Origin of the sequence: Caballeronia sp. LjRoot34 (assembly GCF_964253815.1) — a bacterium.
Taxonomy (GTDB): domain Bacteria; phylum Pseudomonadota; class Gammaproteobacteria; order Burkholderiales; family Burkholderiaceae; genus Caballeronia.
In genome coordinates, this window is the sequence record NZ_CAXUSB020000001.1 from 2,660,401 (window position 1) to 2,679,744 (window position 19,344).

At 59.1% G+C, this 19,344-nt stretch carries 19 protein-coding genes and 1 tRNA gene; 3 read left to right on the plus strand and 17 right to left on the minus strand.

The window, feature by feature from the left end; all coding sequences use genetic code 11:
* Position 1 precedes the first annotated feature (1 nt).
* Positions 2-328 carry a hypothetical protein gene (locus ACSQ36_RS11825; RefSeq protein WP_436182041.1) on the plus strand — a complete coding sequence of 109 codons (327 nt, stop codon included), beginning with the start codon at positions 2-4 and terminating at the stop codon, positions 326-328.
* A gap of 148 nt (positions 329-476) precedes the next feature.
* On the opposite strand, the gene ACSQ36_RS11830 is transcribed toward ACSQ36_RS11825, so the two are convergent.
* The 14 genes from ACSQ36_RS11830 to ACSQ36_RS11895 form a co-directional block, all read right to left on the minus strand.
* Positions 477-866 (minus strand): MerR family transcriptional regulator, encoded by a 390-nt coding sequence (locus ACSQ36_RS11830; RefSeq protein ID WP_213761696.1) that lies wholly within the window; start codon positions 864-866, stop codon positions 477-479.
* Between the two features lie 87 nt (positions 867-953).
* Positions 954-1,364 (minus strand): integration host factor subunit alpha, encoded by a 411-nt coding sequence (locus ACSQ36_RS11835; RefSeq protein WP_031359001.1) that lies wholly within the window; start codon positions 1,362-1,364, stop codon positions 954-956.
* A 47-nt stretch (positions 1,365-1,411) separates the two neighbouring features.
* Positions 1,412-3,847, minus strand: a complete 2,436-nt coding sequence (gene pheT, locus ACSQ36_RS11840; protein ID WP_436182042.1) for a phenylalanine--tRNA ligase subunit beta — start codon at positions 3,845-3,847, stop codon at positions 1,412-1,414.
* Between the two features lie 88 nt (positions 3,848-3,935).
* Positions 3,936-4,949 carry a phenylalanine--tRNA ligase subunit alpha gene (pheS, locus tag ACSQ36_RS11845; protein WP_436183162.1) on the minus strand — a complete coding sequence of 338 codons (1,014 nt, stop codon included), beginning with the start codon at positions 4,947-4,949 and terminating at the stop codon, positions 3,936-3,938.
* Between the two features lie 210 nt (positions 4,950-5,159).
* The gene (gene rplT, locus ACSQ36_RS11850) at positions 5,160-5,519 is read right to left on the minus strand and encodes a 50S ribosomal protein L20 (RefSeq protein ID WP_007585475.1); all 360 of its coding nucleotides are present in this window, start codon (positions 5,517-5,519) and stop codon (positions 5,160-5,162) included.
* 29 nt (positions 5,520-5,548) lie between these two features.
* Positions 5,549-5,746, minus strand: a complete 198-nt coding sequence (gene rpmI / locus ACSQ36_RS11855) for a 50S ribosomal protein L35 (RefSeq protein WP_089160899.1) — start codon at positions 5,744-5,746, stop codon at positions 5,549-5,551.
* Positions 5,747-5,973: 227 nt separating this feature from the next.
* Positions 5,974-6,498: a translation initiation factor IF-3 gene (gene infC, locus ACSQ36_RS11860; RefSeq protein ID WP_075583340.1), complete on the minus strand. Its 525-nt coding sequence runs from the start codon at positions 6,496-6,498 to the stop codon at positions 5,974-5,976.
* A gap of 50 nt (positions 6,499-6,548) precedes the next feature.
* Entirely contained in the window at positions 6,549-8,456 is a 1,908-nt protein-coding gene (gene thrS, locus ACSQ36_RS11865; RefSeq protein WP_436182043.1) for a threonine--tRNA ligase, read from the minus strand.
* Between the two features lie 280 nt (positions 8,457-8,736).
* Positions 8,737-8,813 (minus strand) — tRNA-Val (locus ACSQ36_RS11870).
* 174 nt (positions 8,814-8,987) lie between these two features.
* Positions 8,988-11,222: a RelA/SpoT family protein gene (locus ACSQ36_RS11875; RefSeq protein WP_213761699.1), complete on the minus strand. Its 2,235-nt coding sequence runs from the start codon at positions 11,220-11,222 to the stop codon at positions 8,988-8,990.
* Between the two features lie 33 nt (positions 11,223-11,255).
* Positions 11,256-11,609: a RidA family protein gene (locus ACSQ36_RS11880; protein ID WP_436182044.1), complete on the minus strand. Its 354-nt coding sequence runs from the start codon at positions 11,607-11,609 to the stop codon at positions 11,256-11,258.
* Positions 11,610-11,657: 48 nt separating this feature from the next.
* Positions 11,658-12,575, minus strand: a complete 918-nt coding sequence (locus tag ACSQ36_RS11885) for an alpha/beta fold hydrolase (RefSeq protein ID WP_436182045.1) — start codon at positions 12,573-12,575, stop codon at positions 11,658-11,660.
* Between the two features lie 275 nt (positions 12,576-12,850).
* Complete coding sequence (locus tag ACSQ36_RS11890) at positions 12,851-13,492, minus strand: CoA transferase subunit B (protein ID WP_097263984.1); 642 nt, start codon at positions 13,490-13,492, stop codon at positions 12,851-12,853.
* 2 nt (positions 13,493-13,494) lie between these two features.
* Complete coding sequence (locus ACSQ36_RS11895) at positions 13,495-14,199, minus strand: CoA transferase subunit A (protein ID WP_213761702.1); 705 nt, start codon at positions 14,197-14,199, stop codon at positions 13,495-13,497.
* Positions 14,200-14,404: 205 nt separating this feature from the next.
* Between ACSQ36_RS11895 and ACSQ36_RS11900 the strand changes: the two genes are divergently transcribed.
* The gene (locus ACSQ36_RS11900) at positions 14,405-14,950 is read left to right on the plus strand and encodes a LuxR C-terminal-related transcriptional regulator (protein ID WP_213761703.1); all 546 of its coding nucleotides are present in this window, start codon (positions 14,405-14,407) and stop codon (positions 14,948-14,950) included.
* On the opposite strand, the gene ACSQ36_RS11905 is transcribed toward ACSQ36_RS11900, so the two are convergent.
* Both ACSQ36_RS11905 and ACSQ36_RS11910 read right to left on the minus strand, forming a co-directional pair.
* The gene (locus ACSQ36_RS11905) at positions 14,947-15,426 is read right to left on the minus strand and encodes an acyl-CoA thioesterase (RefSeq protein ID WP_436182046.1); all 480 of its coding nucleotides are present in this window, start codon (positions 15,424-15,426) and stop codon (positions 14,947-14,949) included. The genes ACSQ36_RS11900 and ACSQ36_RS11905 overlap by 4 nt on opposite strands.
* Complete coding sequence (locus tag ACSQ36_RS11910; RefSeq protein WP_089160973.1) at positions 15,423-16,196, minus strand: SDR family oxidoreductase; 774 nt, start codon at positions 16,194-16,196, stop codon at positions 15,423-15,425. Before ACSQ36_RS11910 ends, ACSQ36_RS11905 begins: the two co-directional genes overlap by 4 nt.
* A gap of 218 nt (positions 16,197-16,414) precedes the next feature.
* Here ACSQ36_RS11910 and ACSQ36_RS11915 point away from each other — a divergent pair, with 218 nt between their 5' ends.
* The gene (locus tag ACSQ36_RS11915) at positions 16,415-18,088 is read left to right on the plus strand and encodes an electron transfer flavoprotein-ubiquinone oxidoreductase (protein WP_436182047.1); all 1,674 of its coding nucleotides are present in this window, start codon (positions 16,415-16,417) and stop codon (positions 18,086-18,088) included.
* A 62-nt stretch (positions 18,089-18,150) separates the two neighbouring features.
* On the opposite strand, the gene aroC is transcribed toward ACSQ36_RS11915, so the two are convergent.
* On the minus strand, positions 18,151-19,254 hold the full coding sequence (aroC, locus tag ACSQ36_RS11920) for a chorismate synthase (RefSeq protein ID WP_436182048.1): 1,104 nt from the start codon (positions 19,252-19,254) through the stop codon (positions 18,151-18,153).
* Between the last annotated feature and the right edge of the window lie 90 nt (positions 19,255-19,344).

A 19,344-nucleotide genomic window follows, 5' to 3' on the forward strand; every position in this document is an offset into this window, starting at 1 on the left:
CATGTTCCGGCGACTTCCGGCGCGCAAATATTTTCGCCAGATTCACCCTAAAGTTTTTCCACCCGTTGCCGAAAGCCCATCTATGGACCACGAAATCAACCCACCTGCCGACTCGAACGATCCCACCTTCCAGAGGGCGCGGGCGTTGAGTCTGAGCGTCGGCGCAATCCGGAAGGCGCAGGGGAAAAAATGCCCTGGCGATTTTCCGGTTGGCACGATTGAATGGCACGCGGTGGTTGAGGAATTTGCGAATGACGTACTGAAGGCGATGTTGTCAGAACCGGATTTGCCGATCCTGGAATTCAAACGCGACAACGCGCGAAAATAACGGCTTTGGACGAAGCTTAAAGCCCGTAAAACCGAGCGTATGCTCTCGCTCCGATCAAAATCAAAAAAGGCGTCGCTGATTAATCGCGACGCCTTTTTGCTTGAGTTTCTGTTTCTGCTTGATGCCAGCGGGTGATTCCCGCAAGTCGTCATCCGCCCAGTAAATCGATCACTTGCAGAATGTCCTTACGCAATTGATCGACATCGACCCCGGCATTCACTTGGGGAATCGCACCGCTTTCCTGCGTGTCCTCGATATCGCCAGCCGAACCGTTCGGACGACCATGTGAATCGAGCCGATTACGCGCGCCATTGATCGTGAAACCCTGCTCATAAAGCAATTCACGAATGCGGCGGATCAGCAGTACTTCGTGATGCTGATAATAGCGGCGATTGCCACGCCGCTTTACCGGCCGCAGCTGCGTGAATTCCTGTTCCCAGTAGCGCAGCACGTGCGGCTTGACGCCGCATAGCTCGCTGACCTCACCGATGGTGAAGTAGCGCTTGGCCGGGATTGGAGGCAGGACGACTTTTTCCATCGTCAATCAACCATCGTGGTGAATGTCGCGAATGGGGCGAATGTCGCTAATAAGCGCTCGGGCAGCAAATGGCAAATGCCCGTCACTTCAGCGGCCGAAACTGTTTTCAGCACCGGCTTCGACCAGCGCTTTCAACTTCTGACTCGCATGAAACGTGACAACACGACGCGCCGCGATGGGAATGGCTTCCCCCGTTTTCGGATTACGTCCGGGACGCTGCGGTTTGTCGCGTAGCTGAAAGTTGCCAAAGCCGGATAGCTTGACACTGTCGCCGCTTTCAAGCGCGTCGCGAATGACCTCGAAAAATGCTTCCACCATGTCTTTGGCTTCGCGCTTATTCAACCCGACATGGTCAAATAGCATTTCGGCCAATTCGGCTTTTGTCAGCGTAGGCGTTTCTGCCGTTGCCGCACCGTTCGAAGTGGGAACATCTCGGATCATGGCGCTGCGTTGCGCCGAAAGAAGGGCTTCGAAATCACTCGAGTTCATTTGGTTCATATCGAAAAAATGGCGTGCCGATGAAGACGGAGGGGGCCAACTGCAGGCTATCCGCGCAATCGCGCGCCATGTACTCGAGCCAAGCGTTCCACCAATGTTTTGATGGCCGTTTCGACCGTTTCGTCCTGAAGCGTCCCGCCAGTATCTTGCAACGTTACACGGAAGGCAAGGCTTTTCTCATGTGCATCCAACCCACCGGAAGTGCTTGATTTTGGACGAAATTCGTCGAATAAAGCAACCCTGGTGACATGCTTGCAGGCGGGCTCGGAACGGGCACTTTCCAGCTCGTCGATGAGCGCCTGCACTTCAACCTTCTGGTCCACGACAATCGCAATATCGCGGCGAACCGGCGGGAATTTCGACACGTCGGACGGCACCGGCAATGCGCGTTGAATCAAAGCATCAGCTTCGATTTCGAACAAAACCGGCGCGTGCGGCAAATCGTATTTCTGCATCCAGCGCGGGTGCAGGTCACCGATCCAGCCCACGGCCCGGCCGTCGATTTCAATCCGTGCGCTGCGCCCCGGATGCAGCGCCGGGTGTTCCGCTTTCACGAAACGCGGCACGACCGGCGCGAACAGCGCTTCCACGTCGCCTTTTACGTCGAAGAAATCGACGCTGCGGGACGGTTTCGCGCCCCACTGCTCTTCGAACGCCGGACCATAAGCCAAACCGCCGATCATTTTCGGCTGGTCAAAACCTTCAATAGCCAGTTCGCCTGCTTTGATTGCCGGATCGTGCAGGAACACGCGGCCCGCTTCGAACACGCGAATCCGGTCCGCGCGCCGGTTCAGATTGTGACGCAGCACGCTGATCAGGCTGCCAAACAACGTGGTGCGCATGACCGAAAGCTGGCTCGCGATCGGATTCAGCAGCTTCACAGGATTCGTGTTGCCGGCAAAATCCGCTTCCCATTCGGCATCGACGAAACTGAAGTTCACCGTCTCCGCGTAGTCCCGTGCGGCCACGGCGTGGCGCAACACGTGAATCGAACGCTTCGTTTCGTTGGTCGGACGCATTTCGCTGGTCGCAACCGGCGGACGCGCCGGAATCTTCTCGAAGCCATAAATGCGCGCAACTTCCTCGATCAGATCTTCTTCAATCTCGATATCGAAGCGATACGGCGGCGGCGTGACCGCGAACGTGTCGCCATCGTGCGTGAACGTCAGGCCAAGTCGCGTGAAAATCTGCGCAATTTCCTCGGCGCCAATTGCCACGCCGATAATCCGGTTCGCCCGCGATACGCGCATGCTCACCGGCTCGCGCGTCGGCACGTTGAGCGTCTGGTCGTCTACAGGACCGGCGTTACCGCCGCAAATATCGAGGATTAGTTTCGAAATGCGCTCGATATGTTCGACGGTCGTCGAATAATCCACGCCGCGCTCGAAGCGATGGGCGGCATCGGTGGAAAAGTTGTACTTGCGTGCGCGACCACGGATGCTGTCCGGCCACCAGAACGCGGCTTCCAGGTAAATGTTGGTCGTGTCGAGCGACACGGCGGTGCTGTCACCGCCCATGATCCCGGCGAGGCTTTCGACGTGGCGATCATCGGCGATCACACCGACGGTTTCATCGAGTTCCACCGTATTGCCGTTCAGCAGCTTGAGCGTTTCGCCCTTTTTCCCCCAGCGCACTTCAATACCGCCGTGGATCTTGTCGAGATCGAACACGTGCGTCGGCCGGCCGAGTTCAAGCATCACGTAATTCGAGATATCGACGAGCGCGGAGATGCTGCGCTGTCCCGAACGCTCAAGACGCTCGACCATCCAGTGCGGCGTCTTCGCGTGCGCATTCACACCGCGAATCACGCGGCCCGAAAAGCGTCCGCACAAATCCGGCGCCAATACTTTGACCGGCAATATTTCATCGATAGTGACGGCAACCGGCGGCATCTCGAGCGCATGCAACGGCGCGCCCGTGATAGCAGCGGTTTCCCGCGCGACGCCGAATACCGACAAACAATCGGCTTTGTTAGGCGTGAGCTTGATCTCGAAAACGGTGTCGTCGAGGTTGAGCGTCTGGCGAATGTCCTGGCCAATCGGGGTATCGGCGGGCAGGATCAGCAAGCCGCTGTGATCTTCCGACAGCTTCAGTTCGCGTGCCGAGCACAACATCCCCTGACTTTCAACGCCACGCAGCTTGGACAATTTGATCGCGAACGGCGCACCACCGGCTTCGGCCGGCGGCAATTCAGCGCCGACCAGTGCAACCGGCACCTTGATTCCCGGCGACACGTTCGGCGCACCGCACACAATGTTCAGCGTCTCGCCGGTGCCGGCGTCGACCTGACAAACGTTCAGCTTGTCGGCATTCGGATGCTTCGCCACTTCAAGCACCTGCCCGACGACGATCTTCGTGGTCGGCGGCGCGACGGGCGCGAGGCTTTCCACTTCGAGACCCGCCATGGTCAGCGCGTGCGAGAGTTCATCGGTCGAGAGCTTGGGATCGACGAAAGTTCTAAGCCAGGATTCCGGGAATTGCATGTGTGTCTAGGTTCGAAATGAGGTTCGACATAAGTCGTGTCTGCGTCTGGACGTAACCGTCCAGACAACGGCTCGCAGCAACGTGCATTCAGGCAAATTGCTCGAGGAAACGCAGATCGTTTTCGAAGAACAGGCGCAGGTCCTGCACGCCATAGCGCAGCATTGTCAGGCGTTCGAGGCCGCTGCCGAATGCAAAGCCGATATACCGTTCCGGGTCGAGTCCCATGTTGCGGATCACGTTCGGATGAACTTGCCCCGAACCCGAGATTTCGAGCCATTTACCGGCGTTCTTGCCGTGCTCGAACATCATGTCGATTTCGGCGGACGGCTCGGTAAACGGAAAATACGACGGCCGGAAGCGCACGAGAATGTCGTCGCGCTCGAAGAATTTCTTCAGGAAATCAGAGTACACGCCCTTCAGGTCGGCAAAGCTGATGTTCTCGTCGATCCACAAACCTTCGACTTGATTGAACATTGGCGAATGCGTAGCGTCGCTATCCACCCGATAGGTCCGGCCCGGCACGATCACCTTGATCGGCGGCTTGTTCATGCGCGCGTAGCGCACCTGCATCGGGCTGGTATGCGTGCGCAGCAGCAGTTGCCGCCCGTCCGCATCTTTCCCGTCGATATAAAACGTGTCCTGCATCGAACGCGCCGGATGATTTTCCGGGCTGTTCAGCGCAGTGAAGTTGTACCAGTCGGTTTCGATTTCGGGGCCGTCGGCCACATCGAAACCAATCGTGCTGAAAATCTGTTCCACGCGTTCCCACGTGCGCATCACCGGATGCAGGCTGCCGGCGCCGAGACCGCGGCCAGGCAACGTGACATCGATTGATTCCGACGCAAGCCGCTGATTCAGCAACACGTCCGCCAGCGCCTGACGGCGCGCGTTCAGTGCCGCTTCCACCTGCTGCTTGACCGCGTTGATGCGTGCACCTTCGGTCTTGCGGGCGTCAGGATCGAGTTTGCCCAAGCCTTTCAGCAGATCCGTGAGCACCCCGGACTTACCAAGAAAGCGGGCCTTTTCATTTTCGAGCGTAGCCGCATCGGCGGCGTTTTCGAAGGCATTTCGCGCGTCGGCGACAATCTGGTCCAGATCCATTGATCCCATCATTTCCGCGTCAAAGTTCTTCTGATCGTTCCCGGGCCGATGTTTGCGCGACTTGGGTATCTTCGCGCTCCAACCCATCTTCACCGGCTTCACCAACAAAAACGGGGCTCGACAAGAGCCCCGTTTTTTTGTCGTAGCGCTGTCCGTTTAGAGACAGCGCTACAACGAACTACGCAGTACCAATCTTGCTAACAAGCTCGATCAGGCTGCAACGGCGGCTTTTACCTGCTTGACGATCGCAGCAAAAGCAGCCTTGTCGAACACAGCCATGTCGGCCAGCACCTTGCGGTCGAGTTCGATCGAAGCCTTCTTCAGGCCGTTGATGAACACGCTGTACGTCATGTCGTGCTGACGCACCGCCGCGTTGATACGCGTGATCCACAAAGCACGGAACACACGCTTCTTGTTGCGGCGATCGCGATAGGCATATTGCCCGGCGCGCATGACCGCTTGCTTGGCGATGCGATAGACGTTATTGCGACGGCCGCGGTAACCCTTGGCCAGCTTGATGATCTTCTTGTGACGGGCCCGTGCGGTAACCCCACGTTTGACTCTAGGCATAGTGCGCTCCTGTGAGTGTCAGTTAAGGGTTAAGCGAACGGCAACATTGCGCGCACGGAATTCATATCTGCATGATGAACTTCCGTGGAACCGCGCAAATGGCGTTTTACCTTGGTGGTCTTCTTGGTAAGAATGTGACGCTTGAAGGCTTGACCACGCTTGATGGTACCGCCCGGACGCACCACGAAGCGCTTTGCAGCACTCTTCTTGGTCTTCATCTTCGGCATGAAACTACTCCAGTTTATTAGATGGATATGGGTGTGCGGTCGATCCATTCGATCCTGACCCGCCCTTCGAAACCCACATGCCACTTATGAGCGGCAGACTTTTGACAGCCACCGCTTTTTCATGAACGCCGCCTATTATCCGGCAGCGCCCCGAAACCTGCACAAACGATGCCGCGCAGACCTTCGAATATTTCCCGGCCGCGCGATCCATCGATCGATTTTTTCGACTACTTCTTTTTCTTCGGGGCCATGACCATGATCATCTGGCGCCCTTCCATCTTCGGCATTTGCTCGACCTGACCGTGCTCTTCGAGATCGGTCTTCAACCGCTCGAGCACGCGCATGCCGATTTCCTGGTGAGCCATTTCCCGACCGCGAAAACGCAACGTGATTTTCGTCTTGTCGCCATCTTCGAGGAAGCGCGTGAGGTTGCGCAGTTTCACGTTGTAATCACCGTCATCGGTGCCAGGCCGGAATTTGACTTCCTTGACCTGAACGATCTTCTGCTTGAGTTTCGCCTCGTGCTGCTTCTTGGCTTCCGAGTACTTGAACTTGCCGTAATCCATCAACCGGGCGACGGGCGGGACAGCCTGAGGCGCGATTTCGACGAGATCCACGTCTTGCTGTTCCGACATGCGGAAAGCATCGGCAAGCTTCACGATTCCCAGCGGCTCGTTGTCCACTCCGACCAGGCGCAATTCAGGTGCCGTGATTTCCCCGTTGATGCGATGTGCAGACTTATCAGTAGCGATGTTACGTTTCCTCTAAAAATCTAAAAAAACTAGCCGGGCTGCGGGTGGGCTTACTTGTACGCCTGCACGTCCTGCTGCAGACGCTCAAGGAATGCATCGACGGGCATCACGCCAGCGTCAATACCGCCACGAGCACGCACGGCTACGGTTTGTGCCTCACGCTCCTTGTCCCCGACAACCAGCAAATAGGGAACCTTCTGCAACGTGTGCTCTCGTATTTTATAGCTAATCTTCTCGTTGCGCAAATCGCTCTCTACTCTAAGCCCTTGTTTTTGCAACGATTGGGTCAGTTGCAGTGCATATTCAGCCTGACTTTCAGCGATATTCAACACCACAGCCTGCACCGGCGCGAGCCAGGAGGGCATTGCACCAGCATGGTGCTCGATCAGAATACCGAGAAAACGCTCCATGGAACCGACGATTGCACGGTGCAACATCACCGGGCGCTTGCGGCTGTTATCTTCCGCCACGTATTCGGCGCCCAGGCGCTCCGGCAGCACCATGTCGAGCTGCAACGTGCCGCATTGCCATGACCGGCCGAGCGCGTCCTTGATGTGGTACTCGATCTTCGGACCGTAAAACGCACCCTCGCCCGGCAGTTCTTCCCACGTGAGACCGCACGCGGTCAGCGCGTCGCGCAGGCCCTGTTCCGAGCGATCCCAGGTTTCGTCGGTACCGGCACGGGAATCGGGACGCAGCGACAGCTTGATGTCGATGTGATCGAAGCCGAAATCCTTGTAGATGCTCATCGCGAGCGTATTGAACGCAATGGACTCTTCGATGAACTGGTCTTCCGTGCAGAAAATGTGGGCGTCGTCCTGGACAAAACCCCGCACGCGCATCAGGCCATGCAACGCACCCGACGCTTCATTGCGATGACACGAGCCAAATTCCGCATAACGCAGCGGCAGATCGCGATATGAACGCAAGCCATGGTTGAACACCTGCACGTGGCCAGGACAGTTCATCGGCTTGATGGCGTAATCGCGCTTCTCCGACTCCGTCGTGAACATGTTTTCACGATAATTCTGCCAGTGACCCGACGCCTCCCACAGCGAGCGATCCATGATCATCGGCGTCTTGATTTCGAGATAGCCGACTTCGTTCAGGCGGTGGCGGATATATTGCTCGACCTGTTGCCAGATCGCCCAGCCCTTCGGGTGCCAGAACACCATGCCCGGCGCCTCTTCCTGCAGATGGAACAGGTCGAGTTGCTTGGCGAGCTTGCGGTGATCGCGCTTCTCGGCTTCCTCGAGCATGTGCAGATACGCTTCCTGGTCTTCCTTCTTCGTCCAGGCCGTACCGTAGATACGCTGCAACTGTTCATTCTTCGAGTCGCCGCGCCAGTAAGCGCCCGCGACCTTCATCAGCTTGAAGACCTTCAGCTTGCCGGTAGACGGCACGTGCGGGCCGCGGCAAAGATCCGTGAAACTGCCGTGCGAATACAGCTTGATGTCGTCGGTGGACGGGATCGATTCGATGATCTCCGCCTTGTACTTTTCGCCGATGCTCTTGAAGTAATCGACCGCTTCGCCGCGCGTTACCACCCGGCGCGACACCGGCTCGTCCTTCTTCGCGATTTCGGCCATGCGCTTTTCGATCTTCTCGAGATCTTCCGGCGTGAAGGGGCGGCTGTACGCGAAGTCGTAGTAGAAACCGTTCTCGATCACAGGGCCAATGGTCACTTGCGCGTCCGGATACAAATCCTTGACTGCGTAGGCAAGCAAATGCGCGGTGGAGTGCCGAATGATATCGAGACCGTCAGCGTCCTTTTCCGTGACGATGGCGAGCGACGCGTCGTGATCGATCAGCGTGGACGTATCGACGAGCTCGCCGTCGAGCTTGCCGCCCAACGCGGCTTTCGCGAGACCTGCACCAATCGACGCGGCGACTTCCGCAACCGTCACAGGGTGGTCGTACTGTCTAACTGACCCGTCGGGCAAACGTATCGAAACCATTTCGTTCTCCAAGACGCCGGCAGCCGACGCCCAAGTTCATTCAACAATGCCTTGCAAACGCCAAGGCGAACGCGCGAAGGCAAAAAAAAATGCGGCCCCACATTTTGAGGGGCCGCATTCACTTTTCCTACAACTGCAAAGGCGAAAGTGGTCCTCGACTAGCGTCGCTCCGAAGTTGTTTCGGTCAACGTTCGCGGTGCCATCTTGTTCATTTGCCTTTCGCGCCAAGACGCTTGCTGCAGTTTTGAAAATCCAGCCTGAACCGGATTTCCACTTTCGTTGGTAGGCTCGATTGGACTCGAACCAACGACCCCCACCATGTCAAGGTGGTGCTCTAACCAGCTGAGCTACGAGCCTGAAGAAGCGAAATTATATGGAGCGTTTTGAATCTTGGCAAGTGCTTTCATGCGATGACATTGCAGATATTCGTCGATACGTTTAAGAAGCACTAACAATGCGCTTCAAATTCAACGCGTTATCAACCTATTAAGTGCAGGAGCGGGCATGTATTTTTCTTTCGTGCGCGCGGCTTCAGGCCCGTCGCGACGCGCGCACCACGCCCTGCACTTCGCCCAACAACAAGCACGCGCGCTGAATTTGCGCGGCGCTCGACACCTCGACCGTAAATTGCATGTACGCGACGTTGCGCCGGCTCTGCGTCTTCACGCCGGTCACGTTCATTTTCTCGCGCGCAAAGACTTCGGAGATATCGCGCAGCAAGCCTTGCCGATCGTTCGATTCCACGGCGAGATCGACTGGGTACACCGACGATCCGCGTCCGCTCATTACGTCGGCAGACCACGCGGTCTCAAGCACACGTTCGGGTGAACGCTCGGCCATGCGCCGGAAGGTCGCGCAGTCGCTGCGGTGGATCGACATGCCCTTGCCACGCGTGACGAAGCCCGCGATGCGGTCCGGCGGAGCCGGACGGCAACACCGTGCCAGTTGAGTCAACAACGCGTCCACGCCGACGACCAGCACGCCGGTAGACGCACCTTGCGCCACGCTTTGCCCACTGCTGCGCTTCTCGAATTGCGCCGGCGCTTCGGGCGCGGGTTCCGGCGGCGGCGTGTCGTGCAGCGCCTGCTCGATGTTGCGCAGGCTGAACTCTTCCTTGGCGACGACCGCGTACAGATCTTCAGGCGTCTTGAAACCGAGCTTCGATGCCAGCTGATCGAGGTTGACGGACGTCTTGCCCTCACGCTGCAGCGTCTTTTCAACAAGCGTGCGCCCGTTCGCTATGTTCTCCTCGGAATCGACCGCGTTGAACCACGCGCGCACCTTTTGCCGAGCCCGCGGGCTGTGCAAATAACCGAGCAACGGATTGAGCCAGTCGCGCGACGGCCCGCCCTCCTTCACCGCCACGATCTCGACCGTCTGGCCGTTCTGCAGCGGCGTGTTGAGCGGCACCATGGCACCGTCGACACGAGCGCCACGGCAACGATGCCCAAGCTCGCTATGCAGGTGATACGCGAAGTCCACGGCGGTCGAGCCTTGCGGCATGGCGATCACGCGTGCCTGCGGCGTGAGCACGTAGATGTGGTCGTCGTCGAGTGTGGCTTCGCGCAAATGCTGCCAGGGCTGCGCGCCCGGCTGATCGCCCTCGGAGACGTCTTCTTTCCACGCCAGCAGTTGGCGCAACCACGCGATCTTTTCGTCGTATTTGTCGCTGGCCGTCACCTGGCCGCCGTACGCGCGCGTGCCCGCTTCCTTGTAGCGCCAGTGGGCAGCTACGCCGTATTCGGCGAAACCGTGCATTTCCTGTGTGCGGATCTGGACTTCAAACGCTCGCCCGTCGTCGCCCACCACGACGGTATGCAGTGACCGGTACCCGTTCGCTTTCGGCCGTGAAATGTAGTCGTCGAATTCCCGTGGCACCGGCTGCCACAAGTTATGGACGATACCGAGCACGGTGTAGCAATCCTTGATGTCGTCGACGATCACACGAAACGCGCGCACGTCATTCAGCTCGGAAAAATCCAGTTCCTTGCCGCGCATCTTTTTCCAGATGCTGTAGATGTGCTTCGGCCGGCCGCTCACTTCCGCGCGGATATTCGCGGCGGCCAGTTCTTTCTGCAAGCGTGCGATAGCGTCGGTCACATACGCTTCGCGCTCGACACGTTTTTCGTCGAGCAACTTGGCGATGCGCTTGTAGGTGGGCGGCTCCTCGAAGCGAAACGCGAGGTCCTCCAGTTCCCACTTCAATTGCCAGATGCCCAGCCGGTTCGCGAGCGGCGCGTAGATCTCGAGTGTTTCACGCGGCACGTCGGGCGAAGGCTCGAGCTTGTTCGCCGCGTAATAGCGCAATGACTGCAGCCGCGACGCCAGCCGGATCAACACCACGCGGATATCCTGCGCGAACGCGAGCAGCATCTTGCGCAACGCTTCGACCTGGGCACGGCGCGCCGCCTGCGCTTCACGACCCGTTTCCGGCAACGTTGCCTGGGTCGCCCGCGAACTGACTGAACCCAGCCGCCACAGCTTGCGGACGTCCGCGACGAGGCCTTGCACTTCCGCGCCGAAACGCTCACTGATCACACGCTCGGGGTCGTCGATATGCGGCGCAATGGCGAACAACGCCGCCGCCACGATGGCCGCAGGATCGACGTTCAACGTTTGCATGATCCGCGCCGTGCCGGCAGCGTGCTCGACCAGCGATTCCCCGCTGGTCAACCGCGCATCTCCCGCGTGTTCGCGCACGAACGCGAGCGCGTCGTCGAAGGACGGCTCGGGTACCAGTGCAGGAGAAACGGCGGTATCAGGCATACGGATTAATCTAGTGCTCGAAATGTTCCCGGCTTAGCTACGCACAGCAGCCACGACCACCACTTCCACGAGGCATGCCGGATTGGCAAGCTTCGATTCCACGGTCGCGCGCGGCGGCGCATTGCCTTCCGAAACCCACATGTCCCACGCTGCGTTCATGGCGGCGAAATGGGCCATGTCGGAGAGATAGATCTGGACCGACAAAAGCTGTGTCTTGTCGCTGCCGGCTTCCTCAAGCAAACGGTCGATATGGCCGAGCACTTCGCGTGTCTGGCCCGTGATGTCCTGGTCGGTGTCTTCGGCAATCTGACCGGCAAGATAAATGGTGCCGTTGTGGATCGCGATTTCGGAAAGACGCGCGCCAACATGGTGACGAATGACTGCCATGAGTGTTCCTGAGAGTGAATAGTCAAAAAAACCGCACGAAGCCCAATATTATGCCTCGGACGTGTCGGTATCGAAGAAGAACTGGTACGCAATCGCGATCTGATCAGGTGCCAGAAACGCCGGAGCATGACCCACGCCCGCGATCTCCCTGGCCGTCACGGCCTGCCCGTTCGCGACCATTTTTTCGACGGTCTCGCGCGATAGCAAGTCCGAATGCTCACCCCGAACGACCAGCACCGGATGCTGGTTTGCCGCCAGCGAATGCCACAGGATCGCCTCGCCAAGCGAGGCTGCATTTGCGTCCGCCGCGGCAAATGGAACCGCGATCTTCGGGTCGTACCGATATCCCCAGCGGCCTTCGTGCTCACGCATCAACGGCGTGTTGATCGCGCGCCATTCATCGGCGGTCAGCGGCCCGAACGACGCAGCGAGCTGCGCCGCGTTGTCGATGCCTTCTTGCAGCGTGGCGAAGGTCTCGCCGCGGCCAAGATAAGTACCGATACGCTCGAGCGCCACCGGTTCAATATGCGGCCCGACGTCGTTGAGCAGCATTTTCCGGATGGGCGAATTCGGCAGTCCGGCGAGCCCCAGGCCGATCAACCCGCCCATGGACGTCCCGAACCAATCCACCGTTTCCACGTTCAGCCGAGCAATGAGCGCGACCATGTCACCTACGTACTGCGGCACCGCGTAATGCCTGGGATCGACCAGCCAGTCCGATAAACCTCTCCCGACCACGTCCGGACACACCACCCGATACTCGCTGGCAAACGCCTTCGCCACCTCGTCGAAATCCCGGCCGGAGCGCGTCAGCCCATGCACGCACACGAGCACGCGCGGGTTCGCCGGGTCCCCCCATTCGGTATAAGCCATGCGATGCAGGCCCGACGGGCTGATGCACTGCACGTGGCGTTGGCGTGGCGTGGGAACAAACGAAGGCGCAGCTTCGACGATAGACGCGGACATAAGATTTTCCTCGGTGCGATGACGCTGCGGCATACAAGCGACTCAACTGAAATCGATTGTAAACGCTTTACTGGCTGCGCTTTGGCGCGATGCCGTAGCGTTAGCCGAACGGTCTGAACAAAGGCACGATATGCGGCCCCAAAATACCAACCGCAAGATCCTTTACAGCCCACCCGGCCTGCGCAAACACCATAAACCAAAAAAAACCGTTCCGACTCACGTCGGAACGGTCCGTTTCGGCCGGAAAAACAAACCGGCGCCACTGCAGAAAAACCTTACTTGACGCTGCTCACATCCAGCGGTGCGCCGGTTTTCTGCTGGATCTCTTCCACACTGACGCCCGGCGCCAGTTCGACGAGTTTCAGGCCGGCATCGGTTACATCGATCACGCCGAGATCCGTAATGATCCGGTCAACCACGCCCACACCCGTCAGCGGCAGCGTGCAAGCATCGAGAATCTTGTGCTGGTCGCCCTTCGCCACGTGCTCCATCAACACGATCACGCGCTTTACGCCCGCGACCAGGTCCATCGCGCCGCCCATGCCCTTGATCATCTTCCCGGGGATCATCCAGTTGGCCAGGTCACCCGTCTTGCTGATCTGCATGGCGCCCAGGATGGCCAGGTTCACGTGGCCGCCACGAATCATCGCAAATGAATCCGCCGACGAAAAGATCGACGATCCCGGCAGCGTGGTCACCGTTTGCTTGCCGGCGTTGATCAGGTCAGCATCGACTTCTTCTTCCGTCGGCGACGGCCCGATGCCAAGCAAGCCATTCTCCGATTGCAGCCACACCTCCATGCCCTCCGGCACAAAGTTCGCGACCAGCGTGGGCAAGCCAATGCCCAGATTCACGTAAAAGCCGTCCTGCAATTCCTTGCCCGCCCGCGCGGCCATCTGGTTCCGGTCCCATGCCATGATCAGTCTCCTTTTGCGCGCACGACGCGTTGTTCAATGCGTTTTTCCGGATGTGCGTTCAGCACGATGCGCTGCACGAAGATGCCCGGCGTGTGAATGGCGTCGGGGTCGAGTGCGCCCGTTTCCACGATCTCCTCCACTTCGACCACCGTGATCTTGCCGGCCATGGCGCACATCGGGTTGAAGTTACGAGCCGTGCGGCGATAAATCAAATTGCCTGATTTGTCGGCTTTCCACGCCTTCACGAGCGCCACGTCAGCGGTGAGCGAATGTTCGAGCACGTAGTGGTCGTCGCCGAATTGACGCGTTTCCTTGCCGTCCGCGATCACCGTGCCGTAACCCGTGTTGGTGAAGAACGCCGGAATGCCCGCGCCGCCCGCGCGCAGCTTTTCGGCCAGCGTGCCTTGCGGCGTGAATTCAAGCTCGAGTTCGCCGGCCAGATACTGGCGTTCGAATTCCTTGTTTTCGCCGACATACGACGAGATCATTTTCTTGACCTGACGGGTTTCGAGCAGCAGGCCAAGCCCGAAGCCGTCAACGCCCGCATTGTTGCTGATGCACGTGATGCCCTGGACGCCCGTGTCGCGTAATGCCGCGATCAGCGCCTCGGGAATGCCGCACAGGCCGAAACCGCCGACGGCAAACGTCTGCCCGTCCTTCACGATGCCATCGAGCGCCTCTTTCGCGCTGGGATAGACCTTGTTCATCTGTTTGTCCCTTCCTGATCTGGATGAAATCCGTTTATTTGAGTCGTCTCGCGCGCGAAACGACTGCGCTAGACAATTTCTGACGTGGCAAAAGAGTACGACGCCGGATCGATCCGGCACAATACGCAAAAATACATAAGTAATTGCCGTAGTGCACGGCGATGAAATAGTTAAACGCGGGTTAAACCCGACACGTGCGAGCCAAATGCGTCAACTGGATTACCAAACAGCGTTTCATCTTGCGCCAGTCGGACTGGTGTTGTCACGGGAACGGATCATCGAAGACTGCAATGCGCAGCTCTGCGCGATTTTCGGGGTCGCGCCGGAGGCCTTGCTGGGCCAGTCGTTTCAAGTGCTGTATCCCTCGCCGGTGGAGTTCGAGCGGATCGGCCAGCGCATCGCCGCGTTGATGCAGCGCCAGGGCAGTTACGCCGACGACCGCATCATGAAACGCGCAAATGGGGAATTGTTCTGGTGCCACGTGACCGGGCGCTCGCTCGATCTGAGCGCGCCGCACGCCGCCGGTGTCTGGACTTTCGAGGATCTGAGCGCGACGCGGCGGGTTGCCATCGAATTGACGCCGCGTGAACGTGAAATCGCGGCGCAGCTCGTCACCGGCAAGACCAGCAAGCAGATCGGCCGCGCGCTGGATATCAGCTCGCGGACCGTGGATATCTACCGTTCAAAACTCATGCGCAAATACGACACGGGCAACGCGACCGAGCTGCTGCAACGGCTGCTGGGAGATTAGGCGCCTGTTTTGATACCCACTGCAGCCGTTTCAATGGCATGGCGCAGCAGGTCAGGAATCTGCACCGATTTCGCCGCCGCGTAGTCGATCCACACGCATTTCGCCGTGCCGCGGGCGTAGAGCGTGGTGGGATCGTCGGCACGAAACAGCTCGAAGCGCGTGTCGAAACTGCTGCGGCCCGGCGGCCCCACGAACATGCTGCCGATGACATCGCCGGGATAGTGGAGCTGCCTCAGGAATTCCATCGATGCATTCACGATCACCGGCCCCTGCCCTTCAACGTTGGCGCCGGCCAAGGCCAATTGCCGGAACCACGAGATCCGCGTTTCCTCCATGAACCGGAAATACACCGTGTTGTTCACGTGGCCGAATGCGTCCATGTCGCCCCATCGCAGCGGCATGGACAGATCGATTACGCGATGAAAACCGTTCGGCGCCGGCGTTGTTACGCTCGCTTGGTCGAGAACCTGGCTCATAGGCCAAACCCGTCGTCGGCCGCGATCACCGAGCCGTTGATGAATTGCGACTCGTCGGCGGCAAGCAGCAGCAGCAAGCCATCGAGATCTTCAGGCGTGCCCACCCGGCGACGCGGCAGCATGGCCAGCAGTTTCTGGCCTGCCTCGCTTTTCCAGTGATGGTGATTGAGTTCGGTATCGATATAACCTGGGCAGATCGCGTTCACATTGATGCCGTGACGGCCCCATTCCTGCGCCATCGCCTTCGTCATATGAATGACGGCGGCCTTGCTCATGGAGTAAATGCCGATCTGCGGCAAGGTCTTGAGCCCCGCCATGGACGCGATGTTGATGATCCGGTACCCCGGCTTGACCGTGCCGTTGCCGCGCATGATCATCCGTTTCGCCACTTCCTGCGCGACAAAAAACGCGCCGCGCGTGTTGGTATCGAACACGAAATCGAAGTCCGACGGCGTCACGTCCGTGAGCTTTTGCTGGGTGGACACACCCGAATTGTTCACGAGGATATCGATCGTGCCGGCCTCCGTCTCCGCGTGCGCGACGGCCGCCTTGATGCTTTGATAATCAGTGACGTCCAACGACACAACGTGCGCCGCGCCGCCGGATGCCTCGATCTCGGCGCGCAGTTCCTTCAGGCGCTCGGTGCGCCGGCTTGCCAGCACGACCCGCGCGCCCGCCTGCGACAGCACTTGCGCAAAACGCTTGCCAAGTCCGCTGGAGGCGCCAGTGATCAGCGCGCATTTGCCTTCCAGGTTGATCGAACGGCCCATTGTTTTTCCTTGGTTGAAAGCGATTGAGATGCCCGGGATCGAACCGAGTTGATGCCGTTCGCTCCGAATCAGCGTCGAATCCGGACAGCCGATATGCTATCGTTAAATAATACGGTCGTGCTAATTTCAGGAACGAACGTCGGTTGCACCCTGCGAAGGGTTCCCTGACAATACGCGATCCCCAAAAAAAGCATTCTAACGTTAGACAGGAGCATTGGATGACCCCGGCGAGTCTCATCGAGCAGTACGGTCCCCGTGAATCCATGGAGTACGACGTCGTGATCGTGGGCGGCGGTCCTGCGGGGCTATCGGCGGCTATCCGGCTGAAGCAGCTTGCGCAGGAAAAAGGCGTCGAACTCGGCGTCTGCGTGCTGGAGAAAGGCTCCGAGATCGGTGCGCACATCCTCTCGGGCGCCGTGATGGACCCACGCGGGTTGAGCGAATTGCTCCCCGACTGGAAGACCCAGGGCGCGCCGCTCGATGTGGAAGTCACCGAGGACCGGTTCCTGTTTTTATCGAAGGACAGCGCAAAGCAGGTGCCGAACTGGCTGCTTCCCGATAACTTCAAGAACCACGGCAACTATGTCGTGAGTCTCGCGAACGTCACGCGCTGGCTGGGGCAACAGGCCGAAGCGCTGGGCGTTGAAATATTCCCGGGCTTTCCTGCGGCCGAAGTGCTCTACACCGAAGACGGCGCCGTGCGCGGCGTGGCGACCGGCAACATGGGTGTGGGCAAGGACGGCGAGCCGACCGGCAACTTCCAGCTCGGCATGGAACTGCACGCCAAATACACGCTGTTCTGCGAAGGCGCACGCGGCAACCTGGGCCGTCAGCTCACCGATAAATTCAAGCTCGGCCGCGACGCCGACCCGCAAGTCTACGGCCTCGGTATCAAGGAACTGTGGCAGATCGATCCGTCGAAACACAAGCCGGGTCTGGTGATTCACACGGCTGGCTGGCCGCTGGAAAACGACACCTACGGCGGCTCGTTCCTCTATCACATGGACGATAACCAGGTGATGGTGGGCTTTGTCGTCGGGCTGGGGTATTCGAATCCGTACCTGTCGCCGTTTGAGGAATTCCAGCGCTACAAGACGCATCCGGCGATCCGCACGTTCCTCGAAGGCGGCAAGCGCGTGTCGTACGGCGCGCGGGCGATCACGGCCGGCGGTTTGATGTCCTTGCCGAAGCTGGTGTTCCCGGGCGGAGCGCTGGCCGGCGACGACGCCGGATTCCTGAACGCATCGCGGATCAAGGGCAGTCACGCCGCGATCAAGTCCGGCAAAATGGCCGCCGAAGCCGCGTTCGACGCCGTGCAAGCCGGTCGTCAAGCCGACGAACTGAGCGCCTACCCCGAAGCATTTGATAACTCGTGGCTCAAGACCGAGCTATACCGAGCGCGCAATTTCAAGCAGTGGATGAGCAAGGGCTTGTACCTTGGCACGTTGATGGTCGGGTTTGAACAGAAGGTCTTGGGCGGCAATGTGCCGTGGACACTGCATCACCAGCACGCGGATAACGAAACGCTTAAACCCGCGTCGCAATGCAAGCCGATCGTGTATCCGAAGCCGGATGGGAAGCTGACGTTCGACCGCTTGGCGTCGGTGTTTATATCGAATACGAATCACGAGGAAAACCAGCCGGCGCATTTGACGCTCAAGGATGCATCGGTGCCGGTGGATGTGAATTTAAGGACCTATGCGGGGCCGGAAGGACGGTATTGCCCGGCACAGGTATACGAGTTTGTGAAGAACGATGACGGCAGCGAGCGCTTGCAGATCAACGCGCAGAACTGCGTGCACTGCAAGACGTGCGATATCAAAGACCCGACGCAGAATATTGTGTGGGTACCGCCAGAAGGTGGCGGCGGGCCGAATTATCCGAATATGTGAGCGTTCGGATTTGAGGCTTTAAAAAATAACGCCGGTTCTTTATGTTCAGAACCGGCGTTATTTTATTTCGCGATATGCGCGGCGATATGAGGCGTTGTCGTCACTACGTCGCCATTCTGCGCACGATGCCGCAACGCATGATCGATCAGCACGAGCGCGAGCAGCGCTTCAGCGATCGGCGTCGCCCGGATGCCAACGCACGGATCGTGGCGGCCGAAGGTTTCGACCGTCGCGGAATGACCGGCTTTATCGATGGACTCGCGCGGCGTGCGAATGCTCGACGTCGGTTTGATCGCGATCGATACCGTGATGTCCTGGCCGCTCGAAATGCCGCCGAGCACCCCGCCGGCGTTGTTCGCCGCGAACCCTTCAGGCGTCATTTCGTCGCCGTGAACCGAGCCGCGTTGCGCGATGCTCGCGAAACCCGCGCCAATCTCAACGCCTTTCACCGCATTGATGCCCATCATCGCTTTCGCGATATCGGCGTCCAGGCGGTCATAAAGCGGCTCGCCCAACCCGGCCGGCACGCCCGTCGCCATCACGCCGATACGTGCGCCGATCGAATCACCCTCCTTGCGAAGCGCGTCCATGTACTCCTCGAGGCGCGGCACGATGTCCGCATTCGGCGCAAAAAACGGATTTTCACGCACGTGTTCCCACGCAACGAACGGAATCGGGATCTCGCCCAGCGCGCTCATGAACCCGCGTGTTTCGATGCCCATGCGCTCACGCAGCCATTTCTTCGCTACAGCGCCGGCGGCGACGGTCGGCGCCGTCAGCCGCGCTGATGACCGTCCGCCGCCGCGATAGTCGCGGATGCCGTACTTCTGCCAGTAGGTGTAATCGGCGTGCCCGGGACGAAACGTCTCGACGATATTGCCGTAATCCTTGCTGCGCTGATCCGTATTCCGGATCAACAACGCGATAGGCGTGCCGGTCGTTTTACCTTCGAACACGCCCGACAGAATCTCGACCTGATCGGCTTCCTGACGCTGCGTCACATGCCGCGACGTACCCGGTTTGCGTCGATCCAGTTCGATCTGGATGTCCGCCTCGGAGAGTTCCATGCCCGGCGGGCAGCCGTCGATCACGCAGCCGATCGCGGGACCGTGCGACTCGCCAAAGTTCGTGACGGTGAAAAGCGTGCCGAGTGTGTTGCCGGACATGAGCGTCGTCCTGAAAATAGCGAAAGAGCCAATATTATGCCAGCCGAGCGCGCTTTAAGCCCCCGCTCGAAACCTGTTGCGCGGAGGGCT

What these genes read in the sequence shown, in the direction of transcription:
- ACSQ36_RS11830 (WP_213761696.1), bottom strand. Translation starts at nt 866, where the DNA reads ATGGAAAAAGTCGTCCTGCCTCCAATCCCGGCCAAGCGCTACTTCACC.
- ACSQ36_RS11900 (WP_213761703.1), top strand. Translation starts at nt 14,405, where the DNA reads ATGCGTCAACTGGATTACCAAACAGCGTTTCATCTTGCGCCAGTCGGA.
- ACSQ36_RS11905 (WP_436182046.1), bottom strand. Translation starts at nt 15,426, where the DNA reads ATGAGCCAGGTTCTCGACCAAGCGAGCGTAACAACGCCGGCGCCGAAC.
- rplT (WP_007585475.1), bottom strand. Translation starts at nt 5,519, where the DNA reads ATGCCTAGAGTCAAACGTGGGGTTACCGCACGGGCCCGTCACAAGAAG.
- ACSQ36_RS11825 (WP_436182041.1), top strand. Translation starts at nt 2, where the DNA reads ATGTTCCGGCGACTTCCGGCGCGCAAATATTTTCGCCAGATTCACCCT.
- ACSQ36_RS11835 (WP_031359001.1), bottom strand. Translation starts at nt 1,364, where the DNA reads ATGAACCAAATGAACTCGAGTGATTTCGAAGCCCTTCTTTCGGCGCAA.
- ACSQ36_RS11875 (WP_213761699.1), bottom strand. Translation starts at nt 11,222, where the DNA reads ATGCCTGATACCGCCGTTTCTCCTGCACTGGTACCCGAGCCGTCCTTC.
- ACSQ36_RS11885 (WP_436182045.1), bottom strand. Translation starts at nt 12,575, where the DNA reads ATGTCCGCGTCTATCGTCGAAGCTGCGCCTTCGTTTGTTCCCACGCCA.
- rpmI (WP_089160899.1), bottom strand. Translation starts at nt 5,746, where the DNA reads ATGCCGAAGATGAAGACCAAGAAGAGTGCTGCAAAGCGCTTCGTGGTG.
- ACSQ36_RS11915 (WP_436182047.1), top strand. Translation starts at nt 16,415, where the DNA reads ATGACCCCGGCGAGTCTCATCGAGCAGTACGGTCCCCGTGAATCCATG.
- ACSQ36_RS11890 (WP_097263984.1), bottom strand. Translation starts at nt 13,492, where the DNA reads ATGGCATGGGACCGGAACCAGATGGCCGCGCGGGCGGGCAAGGAATTG.
- pheS (WP_436183162.1), bottom strand. Translation starts at nt 4,949, where the DNA reads ATGGATCTGGACCAGATTGTCGCCGACGCGCGAAATGCCTTCGAAAAC.
- ACSQ36_RS11895 (WP_213761702.1), bottom strand. Translation starts at nt 14,199, where the DNA reads ATGAACAAGGTCTATCCCAGCGCGAAAGAGGCGCTCGATGGCATCGTG.
- ACSQ36_RS11910 (WP_089160973.1), bottom strand. Translation starts at nt 16,196, where the DNA reads ATGGGCCGTTCGATCAACCTGGAAGGCAAATGCGCGCTGATCACTGGC.
- thrS (WP_436182043.1), bottom strand. Translation starts at nt 8,456, where the DNA reads ATGGTTTCGATACGTTTGCCCGACGGGTCAGTTAGACAGTACGACCAC.
- aroC (WP_436182048.1), bottom strand. Translation starts at nt 19,254, where the DNA reads ATGTCCGGCAACACACTCGGCACGCTTTTCACCGTCACGAACTTTGGC.
- ACSQ36_RS11880 (WP_436182044.1), bottom strand. Translation starts at nt 11,609, where the DNA reads ATGGCAGTCATTCGTCACCATGTTGGCGCGCGTCTTTCCGAAATCGCG.
- pheT (WP_436182042.1), bottom strand. Translation starts at nt 3,847, where the DNA reads ATGCAATTCCCGGAATCCTGGCTTAGAACTTTCGTCGATCCCAAGCTC.